Below are 18,393 nucleotides of genomic sequence, written 5' to 3'. Positions count from 1 at the left end.
GAAGATTAGCCCGGGCAATCAACAGCTAGTTGCCTGTGTAGAGCGGGTAGAAGAGGAAGGATGTAGAAAAAAAGAAAAGAAAAAGACCCTTTTTTTTGACGATTAGAAACTGAAAACCTAAGCTTAATTGTTTATCTTTATAGAAATCAAAATATACGCTACTATGAAAAAAATACTATTCCCGACGGACTTTTCGGAAACAGCAAATAACGCTTTAATTTATGCATTGAAAATGGCAGACAGTCAAAACGCAACCCTTTATGTACTGCATGCATATGAAATGCCCGTTATTTCTGCAACTGCAAATCCTGTCATGGTTCAAGATGTCTATAAATCAATCGAATTGAGCAACTTTGAAAACTTTAAAGATCAAGTTCCATTCATTCGCGATATTGCCAAAGAAAACAATTTAGATCACGTGCCGATGCACTTCATTTTAGAAGAAGGATTCTTGAATACCATCCTAAAGAAAAGAGTAGAAGAAGAGGAGATTGATTTGGTCGTAATGGGAACCAATGGAAATTCCGGTTGGGATAGAAAATTATTAGGTTCGAACACTATAAATGCAATCAATTCCCTAAAAGCCCCAGTTTTAAGTGTACCACATGACGCCGTTTTCAACGGAATTAATTCCATCGCTTTCTCTACCTTATTCAATACAAGCGATAAAATTGTACTGGATAAACTAGTGAAAATTGCAAAAGGTTACGATGCAATTATCAAGTGTATTCACGTGATTGAAGACGTGGAAAAAGTAAACCAAGAAGTGGTAGAAAGCTGGTTAGAGTACTACGACGGACATCCAATTACATTTACCTTAGTAGAAGGAAAAGACGTAGAAAAAGAAATTTTCACCTTCTTAGACAGAGAAAATATCGATCTTTTAGTATCGGTGAAGCGCAATAGAAGTTTCTTAGACAAGTTGTTTACTTCCAGTATGACCAAAAAATTAAGTTACCACAAACACGTGCCAATCATCGCATTTCACGAAGAATAAAACATAAAAAAAAGTCGTAAAGTTAGTGCTTTACGACTTTTTTTAGCTGATAACCTATTGCCACAGACTATTCAGCTTTGTTTTTATTGATCTCATCTTGGAGCTGTCTTCTGATTTTTTGCTCTCTTTCTAAAGATAATTTGCGGAACTCTTCAAATTCTTCATCCGTATCCCGTAACTTGTTCAGTGCATCTTTCGTATCTACATTCGATTTTTTAAAGCGGTAGTAAAAAACACCTGCCATGGCCAATAGCAAAGCAAAAAGAAGCAAAATTACAGTCTGAAACGTATTTTTATTAGCCGCTATACCCAAAAATTCAAAGTTCTCCTCTTTGGCAAGGGAGGTCTTTAACTCTTGCTCCGCAGTTTCCAATTTCTGACTCACATCGGCTAGTTCTTTTTGATGCTGTAACACAAGCGACTGACCCTCAGCGATCTTTCCCTTGTAGTTGCTAATCGAATCTTCTACATTTTGTTGAAGATCAAGTAAGCTCTGTTTATCTACAATTTTATAATTTTGGTAATTCGAAGATTTATTAAATAGAGAAGAGAATTGATTGTTGATGGTTCTAACGTTGCCTTGTGCAAAAACTGTACTTGTCAGTGCTAGGGTGGCAACCAGTAAAATACGTTTTTTTCTTTTCATTGAATAACTTTTTTAGTCTTATATTTTATAGAGCTCTAATATAAGTTATTTATTATAATAAAAACTGCCTATTAAAGGGATTTTTTAAGAAATTTTAAATTTTATATTTTATACTATTAATAGAATATGTGTTTTTTGTATAAAATTAGCGTTGATTAGAATACAAAACTTCAAGTTAATATTTGAAAATAGTATATTTTTATACGCTTATTGGTTTACAACCGTTTTATATTGTTAGTAATTTGTTTTCTATGATGCAAAAGTTTAGTTCGAGAAACAGGAGTAAAATCGCTAGTTTGTTGTTTTGGATAGCATGTCCGTTGTTGTCTTTCGCCCAATCGCTCAACCAAGATGAGGTTACAGCTGTAAAAATGTGGTTAGATGAAGATGGTGACAGCAGCCTCTACATTAAAGTAAGTGCGGCTTGTAATAATTACGACAGTAAAAGAGCATTTGACTATGTAGGTTTGCCTTCTTCTATTAGCTTAAAACTGAAAAATGATCTGGTCGATACCACCTTTGTTTACGAACATCCGCGTTTTGAATCTTCCATGTTGATGTTTTACAGCGAATCAGTTTGGTTTAAAAATTTTGAATGGAAGCAAGCTATTTTTATTCCGTTGTTTTACTGTAGTCAGAAACACGGGGCTACCATGCCGTTGTCATACCTGATTTTGTTTGATCAACGCATGACGGTTGTCCACCTTACTTTTCAGTGCAAACCCGAAGTGTGGGGGAGTTGTAAACCCGTGTTTAAGAAACGAGCACTAAAAGCGCAACTGACTCAACTACCAGCGGATCTACAAGAAGATTTTGTGCAATACGTCGAGAAAACCTATACCACCCGAGAGGACCTATATCCCAATCACATGACGTTTAAACAAAAGAAGTACAAAGATTGGAACTTAGCCTCTGTAGTTTCTCTGGTCGAAGCGAGTTATCCTCATGAACTCTTACATCGACTACATACCTTTATTGAAGATCAAAAATGGGACCTAGCCCTAGCTTACCTCAATGAGTTTGAATATCTTTATGTAAATGCAGAGGGTATAGTCGAGATTGCTGGATTCCGTACGAGTAAGCAAACCTATAAAGAACAAGCCAATACTATGGCAGAGCGAATGTCAACACAAGCAGAGTTAGTGATGCAACAAGCCGATCAATACGTCGAACAAGGAGACTTTCAACGAGCCTATAGCTTGTATAAAGCCATTGTAGAAACAACCAAGCCATAATTCGTGTAAGCGCGAAATTAGATTGCCCACTATATAGGGGTAAAACAATACGTCAACTAAAAAATACAGCAATATGAAAAAAGCAATTCAAGAATTGTATCCAGAAAACTTAGCCCATTGTTATGGGTGTGGTACATTAAATTCTGGGGGACATCAACTGAAAACCTATGTAGAGGGAAAAGAAGAAACCATGGCTCACTTTACGCCAGAGGCCCAATATACTGCTTTGCCAGGAAGTGTGTATGGCGGACTGATCGCCTCCTTACTCGATTGCCATGGAACAGGATCTGCTGCTGCCTTTATCTGTATGGCAGAGGGGCTCCCGCTAGAACAACCACTAGGAGTGCGCTGTGTTACTGCATCCTTAAAAGTAGACTTTAAGGCAATGACACCCATGGGAGAAACCTTGGTGATCAAAGGAAAATTGAGAAGCATAGAAGGAAGAAAGGTATGGGTTGACCTTGCGTTAACGGCAAATGATATCCTTTGCGCAACGGGTGAAATTCTCGCTATTCGATTAAAAGAAGAAAATGAAATAAAAAACGAGCTATAGGAAACTATAACTCGTTTTTCTCAACATTATGGTAATCTACTATTTAGTAGGAAGTGTTCGGGTTAACCAACCACGTCGATTGGCTGTTGCAATCGCATAGGGCGTAATCCAAAATAGGGTGAACGTATAAAAAATGCTATACGTATAAGCCCAAAATGAATCTTTTATTGTGTACTTATTTGCATAGAAGATCACTTGAATCGAGGAGAAAATTAAAATCCCCGCTAAAGCACTGCTAACAAACATAATCGGATAACTAAGGATGAGATACAACATCAACATCATCATGGGGTAGGCGAGGATTACTTTAAGCCACTGGTTTAACAGTAAAATACGCGGCCCAAGGGTAGAACCTTTTCTAAACTTAGTAAAGGCAAATTTACTCATCATAATGTTCTCTCGCACATTGCTTCGCTCCCAACGGATGAACATTTTGTACAATCCTTTGAAGCTATTCGGTGTATCTGTCAAGACATATGCATTCTTTTGAAATAATACGTGATAGCCTTGTTTTAGTATCATATTCGTCATGGCGCGATCTTCCCCAATATCGGAAGGATTCCCCATAAAGGTTTGAGTGATCCATTGCTCTAAACAGTTCATCACCGCCTCTCTGCGGTAAGCCGCTAAGGCACCTGGCGTACACAGCACTGTATTCAACGCACTTTGAGCCGAACGAATAAATTCGAAACTGAATACAAAGCTCACATTGAGCATTTTGGGAATAATCCCCTCTTCGGTGTTGAGAACAAGTACATTACCGCCAACGGCCCCACATAGTTCATTGTTTACAAAGGGGCTAACAAGCTGTCTCAAGGTGTCTGTCTTCACTATTGAATCACTGTCAACCGTAACAAAAACCTCGCCTTTTCCCAGCTTAAAACCGCGGTAAAGAGCATGTCTTTTCCCCATGTTTTTGGGCTGTTGGTAGATGGTCACTCGAGAACCCAATACAGCTTTGGCTTTTTGCATCCACTCCCAAGTGTCGTCTTTACTGCCATCATCAAAGGAAATAATCTCCAATTTATCCGCAGGATAATCACTTTGCGCCAAACTCAGTAGGGTATCGTAAACTAAACGACCTTCGTTATAAGCCGGAACAAGAACCGTACAACTTGGCAATTCTTCATCTGATACCGGCGCTACCGGCTTGTACTTAAAGTATTGATAGAAGATATACAGCAAGAACAAAATTTGTACCGCTAGTAAACCCATACTAATACTAAAGAAGAGCTGCCCGCCAAAACCTTCTAAACGCTTCAGTTGAATATTGGCAAAATAGGGCTGAAAATGATAAAGTATAATTACACTGCTAAATAACAAAGTAAATGTAAGGGCCAAAACGAAATAGTCCGTTAAACTAAAACGCTTTTTCTTATTCATATCTTGGGTAGATTCACGATCTGAATCTATCAAGTAGGGGACGTTGTTTGCTTTCATAATTTTGAGTTTTTAAGGAAGAGGGACTTTTGGATATCCCTAAAATAAAGGAGATAGACGAGCAGTCTACCAATCATTATTTTTGTCACTAATCGTAATGCAATATGCATGCCACGCGATTTTACTGGCCTGAAAGCCCCTTTTTAATCTCAAACTTCCACACTTTGTTGATTTGGACAACACTTTATTTGGGCAATGGCGATTTTTAATCCTTTTTTTTCTACTATTGATTACCACAATTCCGCCAGGTGCAGCCTTTCATATCTAAACTCAAGCAGCTACAGCTTGCCTCTTCCTCAAAATACCCCTCAATACAACTAGCTGCTGTTGAAAAGCACAGGAGCTCCTATTTTTCGTGTCCATAAAAGCTAATTGAACGCCTGTTATTTGTCCTTTCTATCAAAATTTGAAAATAAAAATGATTAAATTCCGTTATCTTTGATCCATTATATTAAATGTATCACATGAAAGTACTAGTGACAGGTGGACTAGGATTTATAGGTTCTCACACGGTTGTAGCGCTACAGCAAAAAGGATATGAAGTTATTATTATCGATGACTTGTCCAACGCTTCTTTAGAAGTGATGGACGGCATTTACGCAATTACAGGACGTAAACCTGAATTTCACCAAATCGATCTGAGAGACAAGCAAGCTGTATTTGCTTTTTTTGATCAACAGACAGATCTAGCGGGAGTTATTCATTTTGCTGCCTCTAAAGCGGTAGGAGAGAGTATGGCTAAGCCCCTAATGTACTACGAAAATAATTTGTTCTCTTTGATTAATGTATTGTCAGCCCTACAACAGTACGGGATTGATAAGTTCTTATTTAGCTCTTCTTGTACCGTATATGGACAAGGGGAAATCATGCCCATCACGGAAGAGGAATCTATTAAATCAGCACTTTCTCCTTATGGCAATACCAAACAAATAGGAGAGGAAATCATTGCTGATTTGTCAAAAGTGTACCCACTACAAACCGTTTTATTGCGTTATTTTAACCCTATTGGCGCACATGAATCTGGGCATATTGGAGAATCACCGTTGGGTGTTCCTTATAATTTAATCCCTTATATTACACAAACAGCCGTGGGTATACGCGAGTATTTATCCATCTATGGTCAAGATTACGATACCCCTGACGGAACCTGTGTCCGCGACTATATTCACGTGGTGGATCTAGCCGACGCTCATGTTCGCGCTATGGAATACCTTATCCAAGGAAAAAATCAAGAACAAGTAGAAGCGTTTAACGTTGGAAATGGCCAAGGTTACTCTGTTTTGGAGTTGGTTCATTCGTTTGAACGCGTGAGCGGAAAGAAAATTAACTACAAAATAGTAGATCGCCGCCCAGGTGATGTCGATAAAGCATGGGCTAATACCGATAAAATTCAACGTATACTAGGTTGGAAACCTACAAAAACGTTAGACGATATGTTGGATAGCGCTTGGAAATGGGAACAAAAAGCAAGAAGTAAAAACAACTAGACCGAAAGAAGCAATGAATAAAATCAGCATTGAAATAAAGTGGGGTATCATCTTTTCCCTCGTAGGATTACTGTGGATGCTAGTAGAAAAAATAGGTGGTTTGCACGATACCTACCTCGATTACCATTTGTACCTGACCAATTTGTTTGCGATTCCAGCTATTATTGTAATGGTTTTGGCATTGAAAGATAAAAAGAAAAACTACTATGATGGCGATATGACCTATAGTGAAGGAATGCTTTCAGGTGTAGTGCTGTCTTTGGTCATTGCAATTCTAAGCCCACTTACCCAATGGATTACTTCTTATGTTATTACCCCTGATTTCTTTCCTAATGTCATCAAGCGATCGGTAGAATTGGGCTTTTATGAAACAGAACAAGATGCCGCTAGTTATTTTAACTATGGCAATTACGCCAAACAAGGGTTTTTAATGTCCTTGATGATGGGCGTGATCACCACGGCTATTTGTATGATTTTCATTAAGTCAAAAGCAAAAAAAGAGTAGTGCCTTTTACAGGAGATATAGAGGCTGTTTTAGCAGCCTACAAGCTAAACCCCATCTAGTAAAATAGAGGGGTTTTTTGTTGTATGACCGTCAACTGTAAACCGTCAACTGTAAACTGATCTCACGGCTATTTAAGAGAAATTAATGCTAATAATTTACTTTTTTAAAAAATATAACGAAATAGAAGTGAAAAAACTTTACATCCTGCGATAAAGTTGTATCTTTAAAAGAAAAGAATATATGAGTAGTATTATTTTAAATCGTATCAAGCAAAATGTAAAACACTGGTATCTCCCTGTCATTTTAGGGGTAGTGTTTATTGTAGCTGGAGTTTTTATTATGATGACGCCAATTGCGTCTTATCTATCGTTAGCCTTGTTGTTTAGTTGGCTTTTCTTTTTCGCAGGGATTGCTGAAATAGCGTTTGCCTTGAGTAATAGAAAAGAATTAGACGGTTGGGGTTGGATTTTATTCTCTGGTATTGTCGATGTAGTTTTGGGTCTTATTTTACTCAGTCAACCTGCAATTACCCTCCAGGTGTTACCTATCTATGTAGGATGTGTTTTGCTCTTCCGTTCTGTGCGTAGTTTGAGCATGGCTGTAGAGCTAAACCGATATGGTGTCAAGGGAATTTCCTCTTTAGTACTGTTTGGAATCTTAGGGTTGCTTTTTGCAATTTTTATGATGACTAATATCGAAGCGGGTGCCTTTACCATTGTGTATTGGACGGCGTTCTCCATTTTAACCTTGGGTGTGTTTAGTGTATTGTATGGATTCAAACTCAAGAAACTAAAAAATAAAGGCGCTAAGATTAGTGCAGAGCTTACCAAAAAATGGGAAGCGATTCAAGAAGAAGTCAAGAAGGCTATGGACCAAGAATAAGCATAAATAAAGGATCTATATACGCGTATATAGATCCTTTATGCTATTTGTTTACCTTGCTATAGGCATCAAAGATTAGCTCCTGAATAGAGTTAGAAATCTGTGCTTTTCCTTCTTCTGTATTGATGTCAATGCCACAAAAATTACTTCCATTGTTTTTTGCGTGTAAGGAAAGATAGTAAATACCGCTGATCACAAGGGCTAAACGCGCTCTGATATCAACCGATGAATGCTCGAAGTAAGGAATCACCTTAGCAAATAAATTTTCACCTAATTCTTCTCGTGCATCCGCTATTTTTCTCAGTGTCTCATTGTGTTCGCCAATCTCCCAATGAATAATGCGCTGTAAGGAACGATCGTTCAATAGCGTTTCAAATTGATTTTGTAAAAGATCGTTGATATCGTCTTTGGTCAATTTATCTGGATTTTGCAACAATTGCTGTAAATCCTTATTGGCTGTACTTCTAAAAAAGTCTTTTTGATTGATGTATTCTTCTACTAGATTATCTACCCCACCAAAATACGTCCATACCAATTTCTTATCTACACCAGCAACCTTTGCAATATTCGGTGCTGTCAGTCCTGTGTAGCCCTTTTTTTGCAATACTTTTCCTACAGCTGCAATCATTTTGTTCATGGTTCTCGACTTGTCTCGTATCGGACCAGAAGAAACTTTTCTAGCTTTTTTAGCTGATTCTTCTTTGTTCTCTTTTGGTTTGACTTCTTTTTTTTGCATTTGTTGTTCGTTTTAGGTAAAACCGCCTGCTTTTTTACCCTCGATGATAAAAGATAAAAAGACCACTGCGTACTAGGTGTAATCGGTATATGTAAAAAAAATAATTTTAAAACTACTTTTTACTACTATTAGTATGAAACTCGAATATAATGTAAATATAGTTATAAAAAAAGCGTTTGCTTTTGCATTTTATTTATTTTTAAGTCCGAGTATAATTATACCCAATGCTTTTAAATTGGATAAAAAACGTTAAAAATTATATAAAAAGATAAATTTAGTACACTATTTGTGTTTGTTTATTAAAGTAAATAAAACAATGCGTATCACAAAGAGAACTTATATAATACTAGATTGGCTGGGAATTGGTATTTTCCTCTTTTTAATTGTATTCAATTGGGGATCAAGACGAGAAATTACCGAAGCTCCTTTTTTTGTCGGTCGATATCAAGGAGTAGCTGTATTTGAGGATCGGGATCAAAATATTCAATGTGATACCGCCAGTATTGACGTGATTAAAATTGGCCCTAAAACGTCTTTTGTGTTTTCTGGTTCAATACCAACCATTTCTAAAGTGGTATTTGAAGAAAATAAGTCTAAATTTCTCATCAATTTAAATGCTATAGACACCAACTACATTCGGTTGGATACTCGCAAACTAGAGATCTTATTCCATGAGGGTTCAAAAAGTTGGACGGTTTATGCCGATAGAAATTAGAATAAAGGCACTAGGCCCTTATTCTAATGCCTACTTATTAGGTGATAAATGTGTAATCCCCAATAGAAATTGCGTGTATCTTTGGGGTTAAATCCAACACGTTTCGCTGCTTAATGATGTGTGAAGCTGTAGCATTAAGGCTGTGTTTTCTTCCCTCAATTAACTGCTTATCCGTTACTTTTTTTAATAGTTTCACTCGTTGATCTTCCTTTTTGAGCTCAATGAGCAAATAGTTTACTGAAGGTAAGTCAACGTTTTTTAAGGTTTCATCATCTCGTATAAAAGCCTCTTGTTTGAAGTATAAATGTTCAATTGAACCCGTTGAAGCTTGCATCTGGTTCTTGTTCTTCTCTAACACCTTTAACAACTGCTCGTTGTATAACATACTCAGGTGATTGCACTCATCTCGGGTGAGAAATAAAGGAGCGATTTTCGAATTGTGGTTGTAAATGGCGAATACTTGAAGGACGATAGGATCATCGAGATTCAAGAACAATTCAATGGGTGGGGTTAATTCTAAATTTTTCATAGCAATGGATTTTTGTTTTTCTCTTAAATATAAGCAATTATTTGTGTAGTATTCTTTCTATAACGAATTATTTATTGCGATTAGTATAGAGTAGGTGTGTATATTCGTGTTAAAAATGAATAAATAAACAAGAGATAGTGCCCTTAAGTACCGTCAAATAAGAAAAGTATCCACAGGCATTTGTTTTCAATGCCAAGAATTAGAACAGCAAAAGTAAGAGGGAGGAACACTAGTGAACTAAAAAAAATAATGTGTTTTAATTTTTGATATACAGTGTTTTAGTTTATGTTACCCTTGTTGTATTACGCAATTCGTAAAGAGTTTTATTTTAATTTAAGGAATAAATGTTAAATATTTGTAAATGAAAAGACTGCAAGTATTTTATTGTTAGTAAATAACAAATTTATGAGCCAGATTGAAAGCACATTTAGAATATAGGTAATAAATCGTTTATTAAAATTAGAATCAGGTCCCCAATTTGATTTTTGAGTTGCTATATTTGTGTTTGATATTCAGCCTATGTTTTTACATAGGCTTTTTTGAGTTGCTCTATATGTAGAACTCGTCCTGCATAGCGCAGAGAAACGCAGAACCTATAGCAAGATAGTACGGTATATACATTTCTATTATAATAAATATAAGCACTTCCTATTTATGGAATTGAGTATAAAATTACAATTTAATGAACTTTAGAATAATATTTTGTATTCTGATTACGGTTTCTGGCTACACTCAAAACACTTCATTTGATAGCCTCTATGCGCATGTAAAAACAGTAGCTTTGACTTCCACGCCTCAAGAGGTTTTAATGCAAATTTCTGATTTAGAGCAATTGACAAGTACGCCTGCGCAAGTAATAGAGGTCTATCTATTAAAAGCATCTTTACTGAGGCAATACGGTCTGCGCGATAAGGCCATTTCAACGCTCCAAAAGGCGGATAGCTTTGCAGTAAACGCCCAACACATAATTTTAAAAGCGAGAATACAAGGTACTTTGTCCACCTTGTATCGAGAAAATGGTATAGAGAGCTTAGGTAAGCTCGCTTTGGTAAAGGCCAAGCATTGGTCTAAGAAAGTCAAAGATCCGCTAGAATTGGCTGTATTAAATGGCAATTTACTGCAAGAACAGGCGTACTACTACATGAACAGTGCCCAATTTAGTGAAGCCATCACAACGTTAACACAAGGAAGACGCGAATTTGAAAAAGTAGAACACCCACAACAGCGCTTCTTTTATCTAGCAACTACGGATCAATTAATTGGGGACAACTACATTCAATTGGGAAACTTAGACCTTGCCGTAAAAACGTTGAATCTCGCTCTAGCTGAACTACAAGGTTCCAATAATCCACAAAGCCCATTGAAGGGGTTTATTTACAGGAATTTAGGCGAATCCTATCTCAAAAGCCAAGATTATGAAACATCCTTACTATTTTTGAACAACGCCATTGATGTTGCCGAACAATCTGGTTTTCTCTCCCTAAAAAAACAAGTTTTTGCCACGCTAAAAGAGTATGCCAAACAAAGAGAAGATAGAGAAATGTACGTGAACTACAATGAAAAGTATATCCAACTCGTCGAACAAGAACTCCAAGTACAAGCTAAAATTGCCAATTACTTGGTAGCGTCTTACTATGAGAAAGAAGGGGAACTCACCTTAGCGTATACTAATTACGTCTACTATAGCTTGTCAATTGTTGGTGGCATCCTACTTTTTTTATCCTATTCGCTATATCACAGACGTCAGCTGCTTAAACGAAATCCCAAAACCCAGGCAGTTCCTGTTTCAACGGCTGTTGTAGAAGTAGTAGATTGGAAAGGGGAGTTGGCACCCGAAAATAACGACATAGGCATCGACTACAACTATATTTCCAAAGAGATGGAAGAACTCATCCTCAGTGGAATTGCATCCTTTGAGTATCACAAGGGGTTTTTAAAACACGAAATTTCTTTGAGTAAACTCGCTAGTCAAATAGGCGTTAATCACCGCTATCTGTCCTACGTTATTAAACACCATAAACAACAAGATTTTTCCAGCTATATCAATACATTGCGCATTGATTATATTGTTGATTTACTCCAGAAAAATCCCGAAATGCTCAAGTACAAAATTAGCTATTTGGCAGACTTATGCGGTTTTGCCTCTCACAGTCGTTTTACCATTACTTTTAAGCGAATCAAAGGAATGTCTCCTTCTGCTTTTATCGAGCAAATCAAATCCAAAATATAATATATAAGTAGCTTCTAGTTCAGTGTTGCTGTGGTGTTACCAAAAAGTTATCTTATTGGGTGACTGTTGGTGGTGTTGTTTTTTTGCTGAAATTTAGTATATCAAAAGAAAGCATATGGAACAGTATAACAAGCATAGTTTTTTTGTAGAAGTAGGGGTGACAATTCCCTCAGGAAAAGAGGTTAATAAATTGCAAGTGCGATTTGGCTTTTCCGAAGAGATGCGCAAGTTGTTGTTGGTACAAAGCCAGGGCAACACAAGACATAGCCTTATGCAATCAGGGATCACGTCAGAGTCTTTAGAAGCTCTTGAAGGCGTGGTGGTTTGGTACACCCTCGATGGCTTAGACGAGACGCTTGATATTATTGAACGCAACGAAGACTGCGTGCTGTCTGATTACTTGTTCGTTTTCGCACAAGATCACCTAGGAAATCAATATGCAGAAATTACTAAAGGAAAATGGAAGGGACACATTGTGTGGCTCAATGCCTTGTACTACGCCGATGTCGATAGTTTGGAAGAATTGTTGGAAGAGTATAGTGACTCCGCTGAAGCGTCAATCGGACGCGTAGAGGATGAAACAGTGTTTCAGCTTCTCTATACGAGTCAACAATTAGTCGCCATGCAAGCCTCCTCCTTAGAGATGTTTCTGTGTTAATCGATAAAAATAAAATTGCTTATTCCTATGAATAAGAATTGATGCGTTTTTTTAGTTTGTCAAGCCTGTATAAATTTTTTTATACAGGCTATTTTGTATAAAATAAAAGTGAACAGGATGTGAGTGGTGAATGGTGAGTGGTGAGTGGTGAGTGGTGAATGGTGAATGGTGAGTGGTGAATGGTGAGTGGTGAATGGTGAGTGGTGAATGGTGAGTGGTGAGTGGTGAGTGGTAAGAGGTGAATGGTGAGTGGTGAGTGGTGAGTGGTGAGTGGTGAATGGTGAGTGGTGAATGGTGAGTGGTGAGTGGTGAATGGTAAGTGGTGAGTGGTGAGTGGTGAGTGGTGAGTGGTGAATGGTGCGTGGTGCGTGGTGAGTGGTAAGTGGTGAATGGTGAGTGGTGAGTGGTGAATGGTGAGTGGTGAGTGGTGAGTGGTGAGTGGTGAGTGGTGAGGTGAGTGGAATGGTGCGTGGTGAGTGGAATGGTGCGTGGTGAGTCCATACTGAGTCCATAGTGAGTCCATAGTGACTCTAGTAAAACAAGGCTTTTTTATAGAGTCACTATACAGTCACTATGGAAGTACAGCGTTGTTGTACCGACGATAACGGGTTCCTAGGACGGTAAAAAAAAAAGAGTGTCCTTTTGGGACACCCTCTTATATAGTTGTTTATTTTGATCGTTTAAGGCCTTGGTTTAGCCAAGTGATCAAAGAAGTACTGCGCAATTTTAGTGTTTAAATGCACGCGATCTAATCCTCTCACATTGTGTTCGTGGTTTGGATACAAGAAGTAATCCACTTGTTTATTTGCTTTGATACACGCTTCTATAAACAGCATAGAATGTTGCTGAACCACAACCGGGTCCTGTGCCCCGTGAATAAGTAATAATTTGTTGTCTAGTTTTGACGCTTTGTTTAACAAGCTAGTGCGCTCATATCCTTCCGGATTTTCTTTTGGCGTATCCATATAGCGCTCCCCATACATAATTTCGTACATCTTCCAATCCATAACAGGACCACCTGCAACGCCTACTTTAAATACAGAAGGATAGTTAACCGATAAGGATGTGGTCATAAAACCTCCATAACTCCATCCATACACACCGATTTTCGATTGATCGACATAGGGAAGTGTTTGTAAGTACTTCACACCAACCATTTGATCAGCCATTTCATTTTGACCCAATTGACGGTGAATCACATGCTCAAAATCTTTTCCTCTGTTAAAACTACCTCTGTTGTCTACCGTAAAAACAATATAGCCTTGTTGTGCCATATAGTGGAAGAATAACGAAGACCCTTCTAACCATGTATTGGTAATTAATTGCGCATGTGGACCCCCATAAACATATACCATCACAGGATATGTTTTAGTTGCATCGAAATTAGTAGGGTAGATCATACGAGCATTTAATGGCGTTTTTCCATCAGCTGCTGTCAGGCTAAGAATTTCTGTTTTCGGCATCGTAATCACCCCTTGGTATGGATCCTTTGCCTGTAGTATTTCTACTTCTTTTTGATTAGAAGTCTGAACCAAAGACACGCGATTGGGAACGTCATAACTGTTAAATGAATCGAGGAATAAGCTTTTGTCCGTGTTGAACAACGCCTCATGCGTACCTGAACGAGAGGTAAGCTGCTCTGTCTTTCCTTTTTTGAGGTTCACTTTAAAAACTTGTCGATCTAACCCTTGGTTAGTGACTCCCGTATAGTATATGTTTTTTCCCTCTGCATCAAATCCTATAAGATCAGAAACAATCACCGATTCATGACCCAAGGTCTTGATTAATTTACCCGTTGTTGAATACAAATACATTTGGCGGTATCCGTCTTTTTCAGATAAATAAACAAAAGATTTATTGTCTTCAGGATTGAAAACCAATCCTTGAGAAGGCTCTGTATAAGTCGTTGATTTCTCTTCAAATAATGTCGCTTCTAACGCTCCTGTTGCTGCGTTATACTTGTTGAGCTTCAGGTGATTCTGCTCGCGGTTTAACACCCCTACATAAACGTAATTCCCCGATGGATCCCAAGTTACCATCGTTAAAAACTGATCTTGATCGCCTGTGGCTAACGTAATTTTGTTCTGCGTATAAACGTCGTAAATCACTAGAGAAACACGTTCATTTTCCATACCCGCCATCGGATATTTGATGTTTTTGTTCTCTGCTACACGTGGATCCCATTGTACTAATGGATAATCTGTAACTTGTGACTGATCGTTTCTGTAGTACAACAATTGCTCTTGTTTTGGACTCCACCACATGCCTTTGTTTATGCCAAATTCATTGCGGTGTGTATTCGAACTACCATTGACAATAGCAGCATCTGTATCTTGTGTAACAGCTGTGATCTGCCCTTTTTTGTCTGCAATTTCAATATTGTTATCCGTTAACCACGCTACATATTCTTTGTTGCGCGATAAACTGTATTCTTGTCCGTGTACTGGAATTTTATGAATCAAGCTAACTTGTTGATCCTGGGTGTTGTAGTGAAACAACCATCGAAACTTTCTAGCCGTATCTAGGACAGAAAAAGTCAATGTGTTTTCGTTTTTCCAAGCTAAATCACTAGGAAAAGATGTCAATTGAAAGCTCGCCTCAGAAATTGAAGACGTTAGTGCAGCTTGTAAATGAGCAACACTAAACAAAAATGAAGGCGTCCAATTTACCGCTTGTGTACGGATAAACAAGCTGTCTCGCTTAGCATTTAAGTGAGTGAACGCTTGGGCATCCTTCCAACTCGGTTGGGTTAATCGCTCTGGAGCAAAAGAAGTGTACTGGCCTAAGGTAGCTTCTTGCATGGTAAGATTGCGCTGGGCAAAAAGTAAATTACCTGTAAGAAAAGCTAGGGCAAGTAGTTGTATTTTTTTCATTCTATTGTGTGATTATTTTTAATGGTCACTAAGGTAGGGCTTTTCTCTTTTCTGACCAATAAGTTTGTGTGCTTGTCGTCGTGGTTGTGTTAGACGTATAGAGAAGTGGCAACATCATTCCGTATTTCAATGCGTTTAAAGTGCTAAAAATAGATTTATCTTAGAAGATTTACTTCTAAATGCACGGATGAGCAAAAATATTCTATTAGGCAAATATTCTCATATTGAGAACAAGAAAGAAAGAATACTACTTATTTCGCTGTGAAAAGAAATAAGTATTGTTAAAAATAAGAGGGATTTTTTTAAACGCTGAAAATACACTAAAATCGATGGGAATTTTAAATTATTATATTTGATACAAGCAATCCTGTTGATTTTTATACTATTTATCCTTTACTGTTAAAATGAACCACAAACTATTAATTGATTTTATGCACCTTCTTTTTGAGTTTGAAAAGGAGATGAAAGAAGAATTTACTTCTATTTATGCACCAACCATAATGGGGTTTAAACAATGGATTCGAGATAAAAAAGTACAGGAAGAAGATCAAGAGCTTGGCTTAGAGGCATCCACAGAAAATACAGATCAACATATTGTGCTATCGTTTTTTAAGTTGGCCAATTACAGCAAAACGTATTGGCGATCGCTTTTGACAGATACACCTCTTGCCCTACCAGATAATCATATCTTTTTAATGAATTTATGGAGGCATGGGGAAATGACCAAGATGGAACTCATCCGCAAGAGTACCCAAGAAAAAGCAACAGGTATGCAAATTATCAATCGACTGATTGAGTTGAATTTTGTTAGTCAAAAAGATTCAGAAGTAGACAAAAGGAGTAAAATTGTTGAGATCACCTCCCTAGGTCGACAAGAACTAGAAACCAATATGGACGACATACAGAAGATTTCTCAAGTCGTTAACGGTAGTTTAAAAGGGACAGAAAAGAAGATGTTGAATCAATTACTAAACAAGTTGACCCACTTTCACGAAGAGGTGTTTAGCGAATCAAAAAGTAAAGAAGAGTTGATCTTTCTTATTGTCAATCACGAGAAATAGGGTTGAGTTTACGGTTAATAGTTTACTTGTTCGTTCTGCGGTTTGTACTCTACAAACCGCAGAACGAACAGGTTATTGCCTTAAATCGACTTCTTTAAGTGGAATTACTTTGGTTTTATACTTGAATTTGTGGAAGAAGTAGAAGAACAAGAAAAAGGGAATACCCATATAGGTAATTAGTATTCCTTTCCAATCGACAATTCCTTCAAATATCATTTGGCTATCCTGTCCGATGATTACAAATAAGCAGAGGACGAAAGCGAAGATAGGACCAAAGGGGAAGAGTTTGGCGCGGTAGACTAGTTTTTGGGTGTCATATCCTTGAGCGACGTAGGCTCTTCGGAAGCGGTAATGGCTAATGGCAATTCCCAACCAAGCGATGAAGCCGGTAAGTCCTGAAGCAGCAAGAATAAAGTCAACGGCTTGAGGTGTAACGGATTGAATAATAAAAATGAGTAGTACAATCAATGCTGTTGCCAATAGGGCTAGGATGGGTACTCCTTGTTTATTCGTTCGGCCAAAAGAGCGATGTGCCATACCGTCTTTTCCCATGGCATAAAGCATACGCGTAGAAGCGTACATACCCGAATTTCCAGCTGATAAGATTGAGGTTAAAATAACCGCATTCATCAAGGCGGCAGCAAAAGCCCAGTGTGCTTTTTCAAAGACTAGTGTAAAGGGCGATTTGGCAATTTCCGTAATATCGGCGCCCAAGAGTTGTGGACTAGTATAAGGAATGATTAATCCAATTACAAAAATAGACAGAATGTAGAAAATGAGAATTCTCCAAAATACTTGTTTAATTGCTTTGGGGATGTTTTTCTCTGGATGTTCTGACTCACCTGCTGTAATGCCGATTAGCTCAGTACCCTGAAAAGAGAATCCCGCAATGAGGAAGACTCCTAGTACAGTCAAAAACTTGCCAGAAAACCCATCGCCTAGGAAAGGGGCGTCCCCTAGGGTAAAGTTGGTAAAGCCGATGTATTCTCCACCGAGGATCCCAAAAATAGTCAGCAATCCTACAGCTAAAAAGACGATAACGGTGACCACCTTTATAAAGGCAAACCAGTATTCGGATTCGCCATAGGCCTTGACGGATAAGGTATTCAGACCTAAAATGACAAAAAAGAAACACAAGCTCCAAGCCCAAGGCGGAAGAATATTCATCGGTTCCCAATACGAGATGACCAATGCGGCAATAGAAACGTCTACAGCTACTGTAATGACCCAGTTAAACCAATAATTCCACCCCAAAGCATAGCCCAATGATGGGTCGACAAATCGAGAAGCATAGGTGCTAAATGAACCAGATACGGGTAGATAGGTTGCCATTTCCCCTAAAGAAGTCATCAAGAAATAAACCATTACACCAATGGCTCCATAGGCCAATACAGCCCCTCCTGGACCTGCTTGTTGAATAGCTTCTCCACTTGCCATAAATAGCCCTGTTCCAATACATCCTCCAATGGCAATCATGGTGAGATGACGAGCTTTAAGTTTACGTTGTACGCCTGTTTGGCCTTGCTGTTGTTCTGTCATTTTTTGTCGTTTAAAACAAATGTAACTATTAATACGAATTAGTCCCTCTGTTTTCTTTTTCAATATGTGAAAAATATATGCAATCAGGGAAACCTATTTAGTATATTAAGATGTTTTTCCGCCAAATGTGCCATATAGTGGTAAAATCGTACTGTTATTGTTATGTTAAAAATTAAATTTTTATACTTATTTAAAGAATTTAAATTTAAAATATATCGTTTAATTTTTGATAAAAATATGATTATTAATTCATAATGATGCTAAATTAGTTACTCCTATGTGATTTTGGTGTTGTATTTACTGGAAA

General features: G+C 37.8%; 16 protein-coding genes. 10 read left to right on the top strand and 6 right to left on the bottom strand.

Annotated features, from left to right (window positions below):
* Nucleotides 1-163 precede the first annotated feature (163 nt).
* On the top strand, nt 164-997 hold the full coding sequence (locus HX062_RS13700; RefSeq protein ID WP_182626484.1) for a universal stress protein: 834 nt from the start codon (nt 164-166) through the stop codon (nt 995-997).
* Nucleotides 998-1,064: 67 nt separating this feature from the next.
* Here the strand turns inward: HX062_RS13700 and HX062_RS13695 are convergent, their stop codons facing one another.
* Nucleotides 1,065-1,643 (bottom strand): hypothetical protein, encoded by a 579-nt coding sequence (locus tag HX062_RS13695; RefSeq protein WP_182626485.1) that lies wholly within the window; start codon nt 1,641-1,643, stop codon nt 1,065-1,067.
* 251 nt (nt 1,644-1,894) lie between these two features.
* Between HX062_RS13695 and HX062_RS13690 the strand changes: the two genes are divergently transcribed.
* Both HX062_RS13690 and HX062_RS13685 read left to right on the top strand, forming a co-directional pair.
* On the top strand, nt 1,895-2,878 hold the full coding sequence (locus tag HX062_RS13690; protein WP_182626486.1) for a hypothetical protein: 984 nt from the start codon (nt 1,895-1,897) through the stop codon (nt 2,876-2,878).
* A 73-nt stretch (nt 2,879-2,951) separates the two neighbouring features.
* Complete coding sequence (locus tag HX062_RS13685; RefSeq protein WP_286467777.1) at nt 2,952-3,431, top strand: PaaI family thioesterase; 480 nt, start codon at nt 2,952-2,954, stop codon at nt 3,429-3,431.
* Between the two features lie 39 nt (nt 3,432-3,470).
* Here the strand turns inward: HX062_RS13685 and HX062_RS13680 are convergent, their stop codons facing one another.
* Nucleotides 3,471-4,871 (bottom strand): glycosyltransferase family 2 protein, encoded by a 1,401-nt coding sequence (locus HX062_RS13680; protein ID WP_286467776.1) that lies wholly within the window; start codon nt 4,869-4,871, stop codon nt 3,471-3,473.
* A gap of 464 nt (nt 4,872-5,335) precedes the next feature.
* On the opposite strand from HX062_RS13680, the gene galE reads away from it, so the two are divergent.
* From galE to HX062_RS13665, 3 genes are all read left to right on the top strand, one after another.
* Nucleotides 5,336-6,358, top strand: coding sequence for a UDP-glucose 4-epimerase GalE (gene galE / locus HX062_RS13675; protein ID WP_182626489.1), 1,023 nt, complete (start codon nt 5,336-5,338; stop codon nt 6,356-6,358).
* Between the two features lie 13 nt (nt 6,359-6,371).
* Nucleotides 6,372-6,863 carry a DUF4199 domain-containing protein gene (locus HX062_RS13670; RefSeq protein ID WP_182626490.1) on the top strand — a complete coding sequence of 164 codons (492 nt, stop codon included), beginning with the start codon at nt 6,372-6,374 and terminating at the stop codon, nt 6,861-6,863.
* A 240-nt stretch (nt 6,864-7,103) separates the two neighbouring features.
* Complete coding sequence (locus tag HX062_RS13665; protein ID WP_182626491.1) at nt 7,104-7,745, top strand: HdeD family acid-resistance protein; 642 nt, start codon at nt 7,104-7,106, stop codon at nt 7,743-7,745.
* Between the two features lie 43 nt (nt 7,746-7,788).
* Here HX062_RS13665 and HX062_RS13660 read toward each other — a convergent pair whose 3' ends face one another.
* Complete coding sequence (locus HX062_RS13660; protein ID WP_182626492.1) at nt 7,789-8,481, bottom strand: TetR/AcrR family transcriptional regulator; 693 nt, start codon at nt 8,479-8,481, stop codon at nt 7,789-7,791.
* 316 nt (nt 8,482-8,797) lie between these two features.
* Between HX062_RS13660 and HX062_RS13655 the strand changes: the two genes are divergently transcribed.
* Nucleotides 8,798-9,196, top strand: coding sequence for a hypothetical protein (locus HX062_RS13655; protein WP_286467775.1), 399 nt, complete (start codon nt 8,798-8,800; stop codon nt 9,194-9,196).
* A 37-nt stretch (nt 9,197-9,233) separates the two neighbouring features.
* Here the strand turns inward: HX062_RS13655 and HX062_RS13650 are convergent, their stop codons facing one another.
* On the bottom strand, nt 9,234-9,725 hold the full coding sequence (locus tag HX062_RS13650) for a hypothetical protein (RefSeq protein ID WP_286467774.1): 492 nt from the start codon (nt 9,723-9,725) through the stop codon (nt 9,234-9,236).
* 682 nt (nt 9,726-10,407) lie between these two features.
* Here HX062_RS13650 and HX062_RS13645 point away from each other — a divergent pair.
* Entirely contained in the window at nt 10,408-11,955 is a 1,548-nt protein-coding gene (locus HX062_RS13645) for a helix-turn-helix domain-containing protein (RefSeq protein WP_286467773.1), read from the top strand.
* Between the two features lie 115 nt (nt 11,956-12,070).
* Nucleotides 12,071-12,613, top strand: coding sequence for a hypothetical protein (locus HX062_RS13640; RefSeq protein ID WP_182626496.1), 543 nt, complete (start codon nt 12,071-12,073; stop codon nt 12,611-12,613).
* A gap of 680 nt (nt 12,614-13,293) precedes the next feature.
* Here the strand turns inward: HX062_RS13640 and HX062_RS13635 are convergent.
* Nucleotides 13,294-15,486: a S9 family peptidase gene (locus tag HX062_RS13635; protein ID WP_286467772.1), complete on the bottom strand. Its 2,193-nt coding sequence runs from the start codon at nt 15,484-15,486 to the stop codon at nt 13,294-13,296.
* A gap of 404 nt (nt 15,487-15,890) precedes the next feature.
* Between HX062_RS13635 and HX062_RS13630 the strand changes: the two genes are divergently transcribed.
* Nucleotides 15,891-16,547: a MarR family winged helix-turn-helix transcriptional regulator gene (locus HX062_RS13630; protein ID WP_182626498.1), complete on the top strand. Its 657-nt coding sequence runs from the start codon at nt 15,891-15,893 to the stop codon at nt 16,545-16,547.
* A 72-nt stretch (nt 16,548-16,619) separates the two neighbouring features.
* Here HX062_RS13630 and HX062_RS13625 read toward each other — a convergent pair whose 3' ends face one another.
* Nucleotides 16,620-18,086: an amino acid permease gene (locus HX062_RS13625; protein WP_286467771.1), complete on the bottom strand. Its 1,467-nt coding sequence runs from the start codon at nt 18,084-18,086 to the stop codon at nt 16,620-16,622.
* Nucleotides 18,087-18,393 lie beyond the last annotated feature (307 nt).

The organism is Myroides sp. DF42-4-2 (assembly GCF_030326445.1).
In the GTDB taxonomy this organism is placed as follows: Bacteria; Bacteroidota; Bacteroidia; order Flavobacteriales; family Flavobacteriaceae; genus Flavobacterium.
The sequence above is the reverse complement of the archived record's forward strand: the minus strand, read 5'-3'. Positions and strand labels throughout refer to the sequence as shown.